Raw genomic sequence first — 13856 nt, forward strand, 5'->3', positions numbered from 1 at the left:
GCGACGCTGCACCTGTTCAATTCGGACTTGCCGCCAGAGACCGTTCACGCAACCGGTAGAACTGAACCGCCTGTCTGGCGGTTTCCGGCCTCAGCCGCAGGAAGGTTTCAAGCAGCTGGTCGAGATCTCCAGTCGATCTCTCCGCCGGCGCTTGCAGCTGCAGGATCGCCCTGGTCGTCTTCCAGCTCAAACAGGAGGCCTTGGCCAGCACGAGAACCTGTTCCGACCGTACCTCGACCAGGGCACGCTCGATGAGGCCGACAGGGAGGTCGCAGATGACGGACAGCGCCAGCACGGTTTCGGCGAACTTCTCCGCGCTGGCAAACTCGAACAGCGCGGCTTCGTCGAGCTTGCCGGTCCCGTCGAGCGACTGAACAAGCGCGCGCGCCGTGGCGAAATCCGCCGACGTTTCCCTGGTCTGGGACTGAAGCTTGCTCGCCGCCCGCGTGACGATGTCGGCCATCCGAGCGGCCTTGCGCGGATCCTCTTTCGACAGTCTGCGTTTCAGGGACTCGGAGGCGTCGGCGAACAGCTTGAGCAGATGCCGCCGCGGGATCTCGCGCCGGGACCAAGTGCAAAGCGCCAGCGCGTCGTCGTCAGACGATCGCCTTACCAGCGAAGAATATCCAAACTCGGAGAACGAAGCGCCCGGATTTGCCGCGGCACTCAGCGCAACCTGCCGGTTTCCCCGCTCGACAAGGATGTCGGTCACGGATTCCGGAATGGTTTTGCGGGTCGAGATCGCCAGCAAATGTGCCTGGCTCTTGGTCTTGGCGCCGTCCGCCAGCGTGATCTCGTCCAATTGCTCCGAGCGTGAAAGCACCGGACCGGCAACGTCGATAACGTCGTCGAGCGCCAGCTGGCGCAATATCCGGGGCGGCGCGACGGGACTGAGCGCCAGATACTCGGCGAAACAGCCGCGCGCAGAGGTTTCGATTTCATCGACCAGCTGAAGCAAGACGTCGTCGAACACCGCGGTCTGCTCATCCGAGAGATTTCCGGAGTTCGACGCGAAGAGATCGGCGACGCGGCGCAACATCGCAGCCCGCCGTCCGATATCGCTGCCCGCGATCGCCGTCTCGAGCTCCTCGACCAGGGACTGGTTGACAATCACGGTGCTGGCCTCTGGCCCGGCGGACTGCGAAGAAAGCTCGCGCCACGGCGCATTTTCTCAGGCCGCCTCATCTGCCCGCATGATCAGTTCGAGTGCAGAAAAGTCGAGTTCCGCCAACGGACACGGGCGACCGAACAGGTAGCCCTGAACGTAATCGACGCCCTGGGCCCGCAGCAGTTCAAACTGCGATTTTGTTTCCACACCCTCGGCGGTCACGGCAATTTCCAGTCCTCGCGCGAGCGTCAGGATCGACGCCACCACGGCCCGGCAATCCGTTCGGGTCAACAAGCCCTGCGTGAAGGACTTGTCGATCTTGATCTTGTCGAACGGAAACAGCAGCAGGTAGCTGAGCGAGGCATATCCGGTTCCGAAGTCGTCAAGGGCAATGGTAATGCCGATATTCTTGAGCTGCTGAATCACAAGCACGTTGCTCTCCTTGTCCTGCAGCAGCAAGGATTCGGTGATCTCCAGTTCCAGCCTCTCCGGCGGCAATCCCGACTCCACCAGCACGCACAGGATGACGTCGAACAGCGTACCCGCCCGGAATTGCGAGGCCGACAGATTGACCGCCACCTTGATATCCTCCGGCCAGGACACCGCATCGGCGCACGCGCGCCGCAGGATCCATTGCCCCAGCCATTCCATCAGCCCGGTCTCTTCGGCGATGCCGATGAAACGATCCGGATACAGCAGTCCCGCGACGGGATGGCGCCATCGGACCAGCGCCTCCATTCCGCAGGGCCGCGACGTCGCGGTATCGAACAGCGGCTGATAATGCAGCTCGAATTCGTCGCGCGACAGCGCCGCCCGCATATCGTTGACCAGCTGCAGCCGCGAGATCGCCTTCTCGCCCAGATCCTCGTCGAAGAAGCTGAAGCTGTTACGCCCCTCGGACTTCACCCGGTACAGGGCAAGGTCGGCCTTCTTGAGCAGGTCGCCCGCTTTGGTGCCGTTCGCCGGAGCCAGCGCGATGCCGATGCTGGTCCCGATGCAGACATCCTGCCCATCCAGTCGGAATGGCATGGCTGTCAACTCCAGCAGCCTGACCGCCAGCTCGATCGCATCCTCCCTCTGATCGGTCACGCTTGTTTGAATGATCGCAAACTCATCGCCGCCGAGACGCGCGATCATGTCGGTCTCGCCAAGCGACGCTTTGAAACGGCCCGCCAGCTCCTTGAGCAGGGTATCTCCGGCGGCGTGCCCAAGCGTATCGTTGACCTGCTTGAATCCGTCGAGATCCAGCATCAGGGTGGTCAGCGCGCCGCCGTGCAGCTGCATGTGAGCCAGCGCTTCGTTCATCCGCTCCAGCAGCGCCGCGCGGTTGGCCAGTCCGGTCAGCGCATCATGCGTCGCCGCATGGGAAATCTGGGCTTCGGCATGTTTTCGCGCGGTGATATCGATCCGGATTGCCATATACGCAATCGGTTTGCCCTGGGCACCGAGCTGCGGGGTGATGACGGTGTCGACCCAATAGAGCGCACCGGATTTGGACCTGTTGCATAATTCGCCGCGCCAGACCTCGCCGCTCGCGATGCAGCGATACATGTCGCGGAACAATTCCTTCGAATGCGTGCCGGAATTCAGGATGCGGTGGTTCCGCCCCAGCAATTCCGCGCGGGAATATCCGCTGATCCTGCAGAAATTATCGTTTGCATAGGTGATGTTGCCGGTAAGATCGGTCACCGCGACGATGACAGCCTGGTCGATCGCATACTGCTTTTCGATCAGTTCCTGCTGGACGGCGTCGGCGCGGGTTTCCGCAAGCCGGGCGTCGGTGATGTCCCGGTGAACCTCGATCAATCCGCCGTCGAGCATGGGGTGGCGACTGACGGCGATGACGTTGCCATTGCAGAGCTCATCCGTCGTATGGACCGTCTCCCGGGAACCTGCCTTGACGAGGCAATCGTCGACATACTGCGCCGCATTCGGCGGGCAGCAGCCGGCGGCCACGCGGCTGTCGAGAATTTCGTGCAGCGAGGTCCCGAGCTGGGTCTGCGCCGGCGTCAGCCCATACATCGTGGCGAAGTGGCTGTTGCTGACAACGACCCGGAGGTCGGAATCGAAGATACACAGGCCGTTCGGCGTGCTTTCGATCGCCGTCTTCAACAGGATCTCCGGCCGCGCCTGCCGCGATGCCGCACGTGTACCCTTCGAACGTTGTGCGGCGCAGATGCCGCCTGCGAACAGGACCGCAGCGATCGGCAGGATGGCGTAGAGACCGGATATTCCAGGCGCGAGCTGGAGCGCGATCGTGGCCGCACCGGCGACGACCAGCATCACAGCGCCCTGCAAGCGCGCGCCGAGCATATGCCAAGCCCTCAATGGCTGGTTCAATGCTGTCGATTGCTGGCTCAACGGCTTGATCCGAAGTTCTTCTTGATGAAGCTCATCTCACCACATGCTTGTTTTGCGTTGCATTGAAGCATCGACAGCGCCGTCCGATCAAAACGAATAAGGGGCTTGAATTAATCCTCAAACGCACGGACTTGATCTGTGTTGTTAATCTGGATCAATGCGAAGCACGCCAGGTTTTCTTCGTCGACCAAGGACGGTGGGAATCACGGCAAAGCAGCCCCGTCGGCGCAGCCTACGCGACCACCGCATCCGAGATCTGCGACCGGTCCAGTCCGGCTCACACCTTCGGCATGATGAACAGCTCGTTAACATTACCGCTCAAATTGCATCGCCGCGCAGGCGGGTTTTTCCAATCTTTTTCGGTAGCGTCCTCGTCAAGGCAATGCAGGAAGCGACGCCACGCGCGCTCGCTTCGATCATCGCGAACGGGGAAACGGGGACGTGGTCGAGATAGCTGACAGAGCGGTGGTCCGTGGCACTTCGGTGATCGCGGGCAAGCGGCCGCAGCCGGCAGCGGCTTCGCGCCATGGCGCCGCCTTTGCGCCGCTCGCGGCGGTGGCCGCGAGCCAATGGCGCGCGCTCGCCGACCGCGCCTTTGAGCCGAACGGTTATTATCTGCCCGACTGGGCATTGGCAGTGAACGCCTCGGCGCGCGGCCGCACCGGCGTCTCGGCGCTCGCCGCATGGAGCGACGCTTCACCTGCGTCCGACGGCTCAGCGCGCCTGATCGGGCTGTTGCCCGCGATTTCGATGTGGCGCGCCTACAAAATTCCGCTTCCCGTTCTGGTCAGCGCCGATCCCTACGGCACGCTTGGCACGCCGCCGCTCGATCGCGAGCTTGCCGAGGATGCCGCCCTCGGATTGATGCGCGAGGCTCGGAAGGCCGGCGCCCATGCGCTGATCCTGCGCGACGTTGCACTCGACGGCGCCGCCATCAAGACTTTCACGGAAGTGCTGCGACAGGGCGGCATGCGCCCGCGCTTGCTGCAATCCCACCTCCGCGCCTGCCTCGATGCCACGCGCGATGCCGAGGAGTTGCTGCGCGATGCGCTCGGGCCGAAAAAGCTCAAGGAGTTGCGCCGCCAGCGCAACCGGCTGGCCGAGCACGGCGAGGTCCGTTTCGAGGTGGCGCGCACCCCGCAGCAGATTGCATCTGCGGTCGAGATATTTTTGACGCTGGAAGCCTCCGGCTGGAAAGGCCAACGCGGCACCGCGCTTGGGCAGTACGACGGCGATGCCGCTTTTGTCCGCCGCGCCACCGCCGACCTCGCGGCATCAGGTCAAGGCGAAGTCGTGACGCTGTTCGCCGGCGACACGCCGGTGGCGGCCGCGATCGTGCTGCGGCATCAGGATCGCGCGTTCTATTTCAAGCTCGGGGTCGACGAACGTTTTGCAAAACTGTCGCCCGGCGTGCAGCTGACGCTCGACCTGACCCGGCATCTCTGCGCCGATCCCGAAATCTCGCTGGTCGATTCCAGCGCCAACGCCGATCATCCCATGATCAACCCGATCTGGCGCGGGCGCCTGGCGATCGGCGACGTCCTGGTCCCGCTGCGGCCGCGCGATCCCGTGGTGCCGCTGGTCCACGGTGCCCTGAAATTGCGCCAGCTGATCCGCGAGCCGCTGCGCCGCGCCGTCAATTTCGTCCGGAAACGCCAGGAGAAAACGTCATGAATACCGTCACCGCAGTAGCCCCGGTGATCACGGCCGCGAACGAGGCGCTGAAGCGCGACTTTCCGCTCAAGCCGTTCGCGATCCGTCACAAGCTCGTCGGTCATCCGCTGCTGAGCCTGCCGCGCATCGCGCAGCTCGCCGCCGAGCTGCCGCGCGACCTGATCGAGTATAATTCCGGCAAGGTCGCGATCAGCCAGGATCCCGATGCGATTCCCTCGGTCGATCTCGATCCGGTCGAGGTGGTGAAGAGCATCGAAACCGCCGGCGCATGGATGGTGCTGAAGCGGGTGGAGAATTCACCGGAGTACCGCCGGCTGCTGGAAGACACCCTGCTGTCGGTGGCCCGCGCGCGCGGTTTCAACAGCCTGCTCGACGCCGGCTTCGAACAGCTCGAAGGTTTTATCTTTGTGTCGTCGCCGAACTCGACCACTCCGTTTCATCTCGACAGCGAGGACAATTTCTTCGTCCATATCCACGGCGAGAAATTCTTCACGATCTTCGACAACAACGACCGCTCCATCGTCTCCGACGACGAGATCGAACGCTCGATGACCAAGCACCGCAACCTGAAATACGACGAGAGATTCGCGCCGCGCGGCACCGAATTCCATCTGTTCGCGGGCGACGGCTGCTATGTCCCGTATCAGTGGCCGCACTGGGTGCGCACCGCCGACAGTTTTTCGATCTCGATGGCGATCACCTGGAAGACCCGCGAGGTGCGCCGCGTCAACGACCTGCACTTCTTCAATTCGATGCTGCGCGGCGCCGGCCTGCCGCAACTGCCGCCGGGCCGCCAGCCGGTACGCGACGCGCTGAAGCTGGCGTTCTATCGCACGGTCACGACCGCGATCAAGCCGCTGCGCGCCTCGCTGGCGATGCGCCGCGTGCTGCGCCGGATCGCGCTGGGCAAGCGGGCGAATTACTATTTGAAGGGTGCGTAGCGCCGCCAAGCATGCCGTCATCCCCGCGTAACGGCTTCGCCGTTATCGCCGGAGGTGCGAGCCCTTGCGAGCCGCGAAGGATGAGCCACAAGCACTTTCGCTTGCTGCCATCCTTCGAGGCTCGCCGAAGACGGATCGCACCTCAGGACGACGGCGGTGTATGTGGCGGCGTTCCCCGGACGCTGCGCAGCGCGTTAGCGGTGCGCTGCTGATCCGGGCTCCAGCATGGGTCCCGGCTCTGCGGAGCAGCGTGAAGGACGCCGCACCGCGTCCGGGACACGTTCCCCCTACTCCGCCGCCTGCGCGTTCACCTCAGCCGACACCTGCCGGATCGCGCGCGCCAGCTGCTCGGCCGGCTGGGCGCCGGACACCGCGTACTTCTGCGCGAACACAAAGGTCGGCACGCCGGAGATGCCCTTGTCGGAAGCGTCCTTGGCTTGCGCCGAGATAAGCTCGACGTCCTCGTCGCTGGCAAGGCGCTTTCGGATATCCTCGGCATCGAGCCCGATGTCGGCGGCCGCCTGCACCAGCACGTTGACGTCGGTGAGGTCGCCGCCATCGCGGAAATACAATTCCATCAACCGCTGTTTCATTGCGGCGGATTTGCCTTGCGCATCGGCCCAGTGAATCAGGCGGTGGCAATCGGTCGTGTTGGGCTGGCGCTTGACCAGATCCGGCCGGTAGGTGAGGCCTTCTTCGTTGGCGGCGGCGACGACGCGGCCGGCGATGCCCTTGTAGGCCTCGACCGAGCCGAATTTCTTGGTGAGATACTCGTCGCGGCTGATGCCTTCGCGCGGCACCCAGGAATTGAGGAAGAACGGCCGCCAGTTGATCTCGACCGGCACATCCGGCGCCAGCGCCAGCGCGTTCTCGATCCGGCGCTTGCCGATATAGCACCACGGGCACACCACGTCGGAGACGATGTCGATCTGAAGCGGTTTTAGCGTGCTCATGGGGACGTCCTTTCACGAAACAATGACCGCAAAATAGGCCGAACCGGCGACGAAACAAGGGCTGTGGCCGCATGCCTCGCGCCACATAACCTCCGGGGTTATTGCGGACCCAGCGCCGGATTCGTAAGAACGCCGGAGTACTTGACCGTGGAGCCCAGCCATGACTGCCATCTTCACCAGGGAAGGCCCTCTGTTTCGCGCCACCGAACAGGCCGGCGGGCCGTGGTCGCCGGACATGCTGCAGGGCAGCGCCACGTCAGGGCTGATGGTGCGCGAGGTCGAGCGGCTGGCGCAACAATCCGGTTTTGCGGTGCGCCGCCTCACTTTCGACCTGTGGCGGCCCGCCGGATTGCGCGCCTACCGCGTCGAAACCGAAATGCTGCGCGACGGCCGCAAGGCCAAGACGCTTCAAGTGCGCTTGCTGGACGGCGAGACCGAGATCGGCCGCTGCACCGCCCTGCTGACGGCGCAGGGCAGCGAATCTCCCGCCGATCCGTTCTCGCTGGCGGCAAGTGCGGACGCTCCGCCCGAAACCGGCACGCCGCCGCCGGCCTTCGCCCAGAAGTGGAGCCGTTACTTTCAAAACGTGTCGGTGCGGCTGATCGAGGGCGCGCTGGAAAAGCCGGGACCGGCGGCGGCCTGGATGCGGCTCGACGTTCCCATGGTGGAGGGCGAAGCCAACACGCCGCTGCTGCAGGCGGTGCAGGCGGCGGATTTCTCCAGCGGCGTCGGCCAGATCGTCGACATGCGGGAATGGACCTTCATCAATCCCGAGATCAGCCTGTATTTCTTCCGCCCGCCCGAAGGCGACTGGATCCTGATCCGCTCGCGCACCCGCGCCGGCGCCAATGGCGCCGGGCTGACGATGGCAAGCTTGAGCGACCGGCAGGGCCCGTTCGCCGAAGTGATGCAGGCGATGACGTTCGAGCGGCGAACCGCGGCAACAGCTCAGGCGTCCTGAGCCACGAACGCCGTCAGCGCGGCTTCGGATACAGCATCCGCCGGCATGAACATCTCCACCCGCAATTCCTGCAGCGTCACATCCTGCGGCGTGCCCAGCGTCAGCACCGCGCCGATCAGGCCGATGCGCAGCTCACCCTTGCGCAAGCGCACCTCGCACAACGGGCCCGGCGCCTCGTTCTCGTTGAGCATGGGTGTTGCGACATCGGGCAGTTTTGTCAGTTCGCGCCAGGTCGATTGCAGCGCCAGATCGAGCGGCGCGGCCATCGCCTCGTGGCGCGCGCGGACCATCAGGGCGTTGGCGACATCCGGCCAGTTCTCCACGAACGGGCGAAGTTCGTCGGAGCTCAGAAACATCCGCATGTGATTGAGCGGCCGGCTCATGCGCTCCGGCCCGAGCAGCAGGGTCATCAGCCCCGTCGCCGCACGATTGGCCTGCAGCACATTCCACTGCCGGTCGGTAACGATGGCCGGGAACGGCTCGTGCCGCCGCAGCAACAGGTCGATGGCGCGCCTGGCGTCGGCGACTTCGGGCGCCGACAGGTCGCGCTCGCGATATTGCCGGGCGAAACCGCCGGCCTCCAGCAGCGCATTGCGGTCGCGCAGCGACAGGCCGAGCGCTCCGGCGAGCTGCAGCAGGATGTCGCGGCTGCCGGCGGCCTTGCCGGTCTCGACATGGCTCAGATGCTTGATCGAGATGCCGGCCTCGAAGGCGAGATCGGCTTGGCTCATGGCGCGACGATGGCGCCAATCGCGCAGGAGATCGCCGACGGGATGTGGCCGCAGCCCGGCTAATTGAGCGGAACGTGAATCCATCGTGGGATTATGTGGACGGCGCAGCTGGCTGTAAACCGGGCAGCACCTCGTTCCCACAGACGGTCATCTCAAACACTAGCGTCAGCTTCCCGAGTGCGGCTTTGCAACGAGTTGCGCAACTATGTCGATTCCGAAAGGGAGAGCGACGATAAGTCCCTCTGCAATTGTGACGCTGTCTCCCTTACCAAAGTAGATCGAGACGGCGGCCTCGACAACGCCGAACGCGAACTTGATGCGCGGACTCAATGAGCCCGATCGATACTTGATATAGGAAAACAGTACGAACACGACGAACAGAAGAGCCTTGGTCTTCGCATCCATCTCGATCTTGGTGTCGAACACTTCGGAAGGTGACCACGAACCGCCGGATGGGGTCGGGTTACCAACCTCCGCAATCCGAGGCACCGGCTTGATACAAACACCATTCACTCCGCACGAATTTCCTGTCGGGCACGATTTTCCACCACCGCAATCAACCGCGTTCGCCGGTACGCAACCACCGCCAAGCGAGCACTTGCTTCCGGCCGTGCAGGAACGGCCGTTACCGCAATCAACGGAATTTGCTGGTACAAAACCGCTACCGGCCGAGCATTTACTACCAATCTCGCAGAAGCGACCATTACCGCAGTCGTCGCCGATCGCTCTGTTGTTTAGCCGGGCATCCGCCGCCAGCGGCGCTCTGTTCGGCGGAAAATGTATCAATATCTGATTGGTTCGATATTTGTCCGATGTCTCGATACACCGGCTTGTTTGCGTGAGAGACAACCCCCTCCCAAAACAGTCGCCATAGGCATGTGATGTCCGAACGCGGGTTTGACCAGCGTTAAGTACGATGTGATCGCCGGCCCTGTAGGCGCCCCACTCTCTTGCCTTGGACGAAACCAGATATAGGTCACTGTTGTGAACATTGCCTGCCGATCCGCAGCGAAACGAAAAATTGTAGAGTTCGGCAGGCGCGCATGTCTGGTTTGGGCCGCTTCGATAGTGGCAAAAAGTTTGCGTGATCGGATCTGCCCACGCAGTGATCTCATAGCTGGACGTGTTGTTGGTCCTGGAAAGCAGGACTCGTCCCATCTGATCTCGTCCGCATGCGTACGGGATATCGACGAAGCGACGAACATCGTCCGCTATGGCCGCTGCCGGCCAGGCGATCAGCGCTAAAACAAATGCTGAAAGCAGCTTCATTCAAAGGCACGTCGGCTAAGCAATAACCGACTCTACCGCAGATTGCAGCGCAAATCATATAAAATTCTTCGATTTTCAGCCTCGCAGTCAATTATCCGAGGTTTGCCGCCATGCCGCGCATCCGCTCGGCGGTCAGTTCATCGGCGGGAAAAAACGTCTCCAGCGCCAGTTCCGACAGCGTGATGTCCACCGGGGTGCCGAAGATCATGGTGGTGGAAATGAAGCTCAGCACCTCGCCGTTCAGCCGCAGCTTGAAGGGGATCGCGACATTGTCCGACGACAGCGGCGCCGAGCGCGCCGGGATCGGATAGGCCTTCAGCTCGTAATAGAGTTTGAGCAGTTCGGGATCAGCGGTCGCCTCGCACTGGCGGTGCAGCCGCTCCAGCAGATGGCCGCACCATTCGGCGAGATTGACGGTGCGCGCCGCCAGCGCCTCGGGATGAAAGGCAAGACGCAGCACATTGACAGGTTGGCCGAGCAGATGCGGTGCAATGCCTTGCAGCAGCGGCGCCACCATGCGGTTGGCCGAGACCAGATTCCAGTGCCGGTCGATCGCCAGCGCCGGATTGGGCTCATGCGCCCTCAGCACCAGATCGATCGCCGCCCGCGCCGATTTCAGCGCGGGATCGTCGAGCGACCGCTGCGGAAATGCCGGCGCGTATCCCGCCGCCACCAGCAACACGTTGCGTTCGCGCAAGGGAACCTCCAGCCGTTCGGCGAGCTTCAGCACCATTTCGCGCGACGGCGCCGCGCGGCCGGTTTCCACGAAGCTCAAATGGCGCGCGGAAATCTCGGCGTCACCGGCGAGATCCAACTGGCTGAGATGACGGCGCTGCCGCCATTCGCGCAGGTGATCGCCGACATGGGCGGGCTGGGTTCGTTCCGTTCGTGCCGTGGCGGTGTGTGCATTCATGGTGGAAAACCTACCATGCGAATTTTCTGCATTCCATTACCTCTGACGTAATCGAATTGCCTCGCCGGCCGGGTCATCTTAGCCAGCACAGGAGATGAGCCGTGCTGCAGAACTGGTGCCGCACGGCGCGCTATCTCCCGAAACCACCTGTCTCGCAAAGGAGAACTACCATGATCCAGCCGTCCCTGTTTCTTCGCCGCGCCATCCAGGCCGACGCCATCGTCACCGGCGCAGTGGCTTTGCTGCAGACATTCGGCGCCGGCATGCTGGCGCCGCTGCTCAACCTTCCCCAGACGCTGCTGCTCGAAACCGGCCTGTTTCTGATCGCCTACACCGCGCTGGTCGGCTGGCTCGGCACAAGGCCATCGATGCCCGGGGTGTTGGTGGCCATCGTGATCGCCGGCAACGCGGCCTGGGCCCTTGGCAGCATCGCGCTGATGTTCAGCGGCGCAGTCACGCCCAGTTTGCTTGGCTACGCCTTCATCGCCGTCCACGCGATCAGCACCGGCATGTTTGCGGAGCTGCAGTATATCGGCTTGCGCAAGAGCAGCAGCGCGATGACGGCCTGAGCTACGATTTGACAACGGAAAACGGTCGCCGCATCGGCCTGAAAGCCTGGCGGCGGCCGGTCTGTTTCCGTCAGCTCACCATGACAGCCGCAATCATTCCCATCAGGACCAGAACAATACCAATGACCAGCATCGGCAGCAGACTGCTGCCCGAGAACGGGTTAGCCGGCTCCTGCGCCAGCCTGGTATCGTTGATAATTGTTGCGACCGGTGCGTGACGTTTCATCTGATATCTCCTGCGGTTTGACTTTCCCGGCGCCTGAACCGTTCGCCGTTGCCGAGCATGACGCCCTGCGCGCCGGCGATGCCGAGTTCGAGGCTGGCGGCGATCCGCCGCGCCAGTTCGACGAAATGTGCTGCGGCAGCGGGGGGACAGACCTCGAGCGCGGTCTCCTCGAACAGCTTGAGCCAGCGGTCGAAATGATCGGCATCGACCGGCAGCGGCATGTGCTTGGCCATTGGCGTGCCGTGATAGCGGCCCGACATCAGCGCGACCGACGACCAGAACGCGCACATCCGCGCCAGATGCGGCTCCCAATCCTGGATTCGGGCCTCGAAGATCGGCGCCAGCACCGCATCGGTGCGGATCTTTGCATAGAACGCGCGAACCAGGCGTTCGATCAGGGGCTCCGTGATGCCGGTCCTGGCGACGATCTCGGCCGTGATCTTTTCGCGCCTTTCAGCTGCTGTCACAGCGGCTCTCCTTAAATAGGTATTTCAAATACCTATTTAACCCTGTAGGATCGGTTTGCAAGGCCTATTTCTCCGGGGATGCCATGAACCTGACGTTGTTTACGGATTTTGCGTTGCGCGCGCTGATGCGGCTGGCCGGCGAGCCGACGCGGTCATTCGCGACCAACGAAATCGCCGCCGAGTTCGGGATTTCGCGCAATCATCTGGCCAAGGTGGTGCGCGACCTCGCCGAAGGCGGATTCATCAATACCCAGCGCGGCGCCGGCGGCGGCTTCAGGCTGGCGCGGCCGCCGCAGGCGATCACGCTCGGCGAAGTGGTGCGGGCGCTGGAAGAGCGCCACGCGCTGGTCGAGTGCTTCCGCGGCGACGGCGGCAATTGCGTGCTGCTGCCGCGCTGCCGCCTGAAGGCCCGCCTTGCCGCCGCGCGCGAAGCCTTCATGCGCGAACTCGACACCACCACGCTGGCGGAATGCGCCTACCCCGCCCGGGCAAAGCACAACACAGCGGCAAGTGCCGCATGAGCGTCCGATGAAACCGGTGGAATTCGAAAACGGCGCCGTCGAGATCGACGCATCGGTCATTGCCGAGGGACTGGGCCTTGCGCTGCCGCTGCTGCGGCAGCAGATGCGCGCGGGCCAGATCACCAGCCAGTCCGAGCGCGGGACCGACGCCGACAGCGGCCGCTATCGCCTGACCTTCTTCTCAGAAAACCGGCGATTTCGCGTGGTGGTCGATGAAGGCGGCGCGATCCTGCAACGCTCGACGCTCAATTTCGGCGATTCACCGCTGCCGAAATCGCTTCGAAAGCCCGGCGGGTAGATCCGGAGGTTTTCTGGCGACGATGCTTGCTTAAGCCGACGCGCGGCTTTCTCCGCGTGGCTTGCCGCGGGCTTTCACGGAAATTCCGGATTTCGCCGTGCGGCCCGCCGCGGATTTTGCGCCGTGGCCGTTCAGGAGCTTGCCATTGGCATGCGCCGGTTTGCCGCTCAGTTTCTTGCTGCCAGCCTTCGCCGCCTGCTTCTCGGCCTGCTCCAAGGCCTTTCGTTCTGCCTTCGCCTTGAGGCGCGCCTTTTCGGCCCTCGCCTCGGCGCGCTGCTTCTTGCGCTTCTTTTCGCAGGCGACGCATTTGCAGCCGATCGGCTTGATGTACGCCTTGAAATAGTCGGTGCCGTAATCGTAATTGATCTCGTCGCCGGGCTCGATGTTCTTGATGGCGCGGATCACCACCTTGCGCTTGCGCGGTTTGACGTCGGATTCCGCATTCGGCCTGCAGGCGTGGTTGATGTAACGCGCGATGTTCTTGCGCACCGAACCGTCGATGGTCCAGCGGTTGTTGAGCTCGAACAAATACTTGTTCTCGATCGCGTCGTCCTTCTCCTTCCTGGAATCCAGCAGCGGACCAAAGTAACGGACGATCTTGGCGCCCTTCTTGATCGGCTTGGTGGCGAAGAGGCCAAGCCCGGTGCGGGAGCGGCCGACGCGGTAGGGTTTGTTCGACGGAATGGCAGGCATGATGGGTTTGAACTGACACGCTATGAAGGGGATTGCGAAGCCGCTGTTCTAGAGCGATTCCGGGCCAATGTCAGGCCTTTCGCGCATTTTGCGTGAACCTTCCCCAGATTGCGCACGTCGAACCGGTATGACCGGTTCCCCTGACATAGCGGGCAGGATGATGCGTACGCT

Annotated in this window: 15 protein-coding genes; 6 read left to right on the plus strand and 9 right to left on the minus strand. The window is 63.1% G+C overall.

Translation table 11 applies throughout. From position 1 onward, the window contains the following. Positions 1-16 precede the first annotated feature (16 nt). Positions 17-1114, minus strand: a complete 1098-nt coding sequence (locus tag Q7T45_RS20235) for a DUF2336 domain-containing protein (protein ID WP_304873007.1) — start codon at positions 1112-1114, stop codon at positions 17-19. Positions 1115-1171: 57 nt separating this feature from the next. Beyond that, positions 1172-3421, minus strand: a complete 2250-nt coding sequence (locus tag Q7T45_RS20240; protein ID WP_304873008.1) for an EAL domain-containing protein — start codon at positions 3419-3421, stop codon at positions 1172-1174. Positions 3422-3910: 489 nt separating this feature from the next. Here Q7T45_RS20240 and Q7T45_RS20245 point away from each other — a divergent pair, with 489 nt between their 5' ends. Then, a complete protein-coding gene (locus tag Q7T45_RS20245; protein WP_304873009.1) occupies positions 3911-5143 on the plus strand; it encodes a GNAT family N-acetyltransferase in 1233 nt (410 codons plus the stop codon). Then, the gene (locus Q7T45_RS20250; RefSeq protein ID WP_304873011.1) at positions 5140-6084 is read left to right on the plus strand and encodes a cupin-like domain-containing protein; all 945 of its coding nucleotides are present in this window, start codon (positions 5140-5142) and stop codon (positions 6082-6084) included. The genes Q7T45_RS20245 and Q7T45_RS20250 overlap by 4 nt, the downstream gene beginning before the upstream one ends. Positions 6085-6371: 287 nt before the next feature. Here Q7T45_RS20250 and Q7T45_RS20255 read toward each other — a convergent pair whose 3' ends face one another. Next, positions 6372-7037, minus strand: coding sequence for a DsbA family oxidoreductase (locus tag Q7T45_RS20255; protein ID WP_304873013.1), 666 nt, complete (start codon positions 7035-7037; stop codon positions 6372-6374). Between the two features lie 160 nt (positions 7038-7197). Between Q7T45_RS20255 and Q7T45_RS20260 the strand changes: the two genes are divergently transcribed. After that, positions 7198-7998, plus strand: a complete 801-nt coding sequence (locus Q7T45_RS20260; protein WP_304873014.1) for a thioesterase family protein — start codon at positions 7198-7200, stop codon at positions 7996-7998. Here the strand turns inward: Q7T45_RS20260 and Q7T45_RS20265 are convergent. From Q7T45_RS20265 to Q7T45_RS20275, 3 genes are all read right to left on the minus strand, one after another. Further along, complete coding sequence (locus Q7T45_RS20265) at positions 7986-8813, minus strand: helix-turn-helix domain-containing protein (protein WP_304873015.1); 828 nt, start codon at positions 8811-8813, stop codon at positions 7986-7988. The two genes, Q7T45_RS20260 and Q7T45_RS20265, sit on opposite strands and share 13 nt — an antisense overlap. Before the next feature lie 81 nt (positions 8814-8894). Then, entirely contained in the window at positions 8895-9998 is a 1104-nt protein-coding gene (locus Q7T45_RS20270; RefSeq protein WP_304873016.1) for a hypothetical protein, read from the minus strand. Between the two features lie 91 nt (positions 9999-10089). Next, entirely contained in the window at positions 10090-10911 is an 822-nt protein-coding gene (locus tag Q7T45_RS20275; protein ID WP_304873017.1) for a helix-turn-helix domain-containing protein, read from the minus strand. Positions 10912-11081: 170 nt separating this feature from the next. Here Q7T45_RS20275 and Q7T45_RS20280 point away from each other — a divergent pair, with 170 nt between their 5' ends. After that, the gene (locus Q7T45_RS20280; protein WP_304873018.1) at positions 11082-11480 is read left to right on the plus strand and encodes a hypothetical protein; all 399 of its coding nucleotides are present in this window, start codon (positions 11082-11084) and stop codon (positions 11478-11480) included. A gap of 70 nt (positions 11481-11550) precedes the next feature. On the opposite strand, the gene Q7T45_RS20285 is transcribed toward Q7T45_RS20280, so the two are convergent. Together Q7T45_RS20285 and Q7T45_RS20290 are read right to left on the minus strand one after the other, a co-directional pair. Continuing rightward, on the minus strand, positions 11551-11706 hold the full coding sequence (locus Q7T45_RS20285; protein WP_304873019.1) for a hypothetical protein: 156 nt from the start codon (positions 11704-11706) through the stop codon (positions 11551-11553). Beyond that, entirely contained in the window at positions 11703-12173 is a 471-nt protein-coding gene (locus Q7T45_RS20290) for a group III truncated hemoglobin (protein ID WP_304873021.1), read from the minus strand. Before Q7T45_RS20290 ends, Q7T45_RS20285 begins: the two co-directional genes overlap by 4 nt. A gap of 83 nt (positions 12174-12256) precedes the next feature. Between Q7T45_RS20290 and Q7T45_RS20295 the strand changes: the two genes are divergently transcribed. After that, positions 12257-12694, plus strand: coding sequence for an Rrf2 family transcriptional regulator (locus Q7T45_RS20295; RefSeq protein WP_304873022.1), 438 nt, complete (start codon positions 12257-12259; stop codon positions 12692-12694). Between the two features lie 7 nt (positions 12695-12701). Beyond that, positions 12702-12992 carry a DUF6522 family protein gene (locus Q7T45_RS20300; protein ID WP_304873024.1) on the plus strand — a complete coding sequence of 97 codons (291 nt, stop codon included), beginning with the start codon at positions 12702-12704 and terminating at the stop codon, positions 12990-12992. 30 nt (positions 12993-13022) lie between these two features. Here Q7T45_RS20300 and Q7T45_RS20305 read toward each other — a convergent pair whose 3' ends face one another. Then, the gene (locus tag Q7T45_RS20305; protein ID WP_304873026.1) at positions 13023-13685 is read right to left on the minus strand and encodes an SET domain-containing protein; all 663 of its coding nucleotides are present in this window, start codon (positions 13683-13685) and stop codon (positions 13023-13025) included. Between the last annotated feature and the right edge of the window lie 171 nt (positions 13686-13856).

Origin of the sequence: Bradyrhizobium sp. (assembly GCF_030646015.1) — a bacterium.
In the GTDB taxonomy this organism is placed as follows: domain Bacteria; phylum Pseudomonadota; class Alphaproteobacteria; order Rhizobiales; family Xanthobacteraceae; genus Bradyrhizobium.

What these genes read in the sequence shown, in the direction of transcription:
- Q7T45_RS20240 (WP_304873008.1), bottom strand. Translation starts at nt 3,421, where the DNA reads ATGCTCGGCGCGCGCTTGCAGGGCGCTGTGATGCTGGTCGTCGCCGGT.
- Q7T45_RS20250 (WP_304873011.1), top strand. Translation starts at nt 5,140, where the DNA reads ATGAATACCGTCACCGCAGTAGCCCCGGTGATCACGGCCGCGAACGAG.
- Q7T45_RS20255 (WP_304873013.1), bottom strand. Translation starts at nt 7,037, where the DNA reads ATGAGCACGCTAAAACCGCTTCAGATCGACATCGTCTCCGACGTGGTG.
- Q7T45_RS20260 (WP_304873014.1), top strand. Translation starts at nt 7,198, where the DNA reads ATGACTGCCATCTTCACCAGGGAAGGCCCTCTGTTTCGCGCCACCGAA.
- Q7T45_RS20265 (WP_304873015.1), bottom strand. Translation starts at nt 8,813, where the DNA reads ATGGATTCACGTTCCGCTCAATTAGCCGGGCTGCGGCCACATCCCGTC.
- Q7T45_RS20270 (WP_304873016.1), bottom strand. Translation starts at nt 9,998, where the DNA reads ATGAAGCTGCTTTCAGCATTTGTTTTAGCGCTGATCGCCTGGCCGGCA.
- Q7T45_RS20275 (WP_304873017.1), bottom strand. Translation starts at nt 10,911, where the DNA reads ATGAATGCACACACCGCCACGGCACGAACGGAACGAACCCAGCCCGCC.
- Q7T45_RS20280 (WP_304873018.1), top strand. Translation starts at nt 11,082, where the DNA reads ATGATCCAGCCGTCCCTGTTTCTTCGCCGCGCCATCCAGGCCGACGCC.
- Q7T45_RS20285 (WP_304873019.1), bottom strand. Translation starts at nt 11,706, where the DNA reads ATGAAACGTCACGCACCGGTCGCAACAATTATCAACGATACCAGGCTG.
- Q7T45_RS20295 (WP_304873022.1), top strand. Translation starts at nt 12,257, where the DNA reads ATGAACCTGACGTTGTTTACGGATTTTGCGTTGCGCGCGCTGATGCGG.
- Q7T45_RS20300 (WP_304873024.1), top strand. Translation starts at nt 12,702, where the DNA reads ATGAAACCGGTGGAATTCGAAAACGGCGCCGTCGAGATCGACGCATCG.
- Q7T45_RS20305 (WP_304873026.1), bottom strand. Translation starts at nt 13,685, where the DNA reads ATGCCTGCCATTCCGTCGAACAAACCCTACCGCGTCGGCCGCTCCCGC.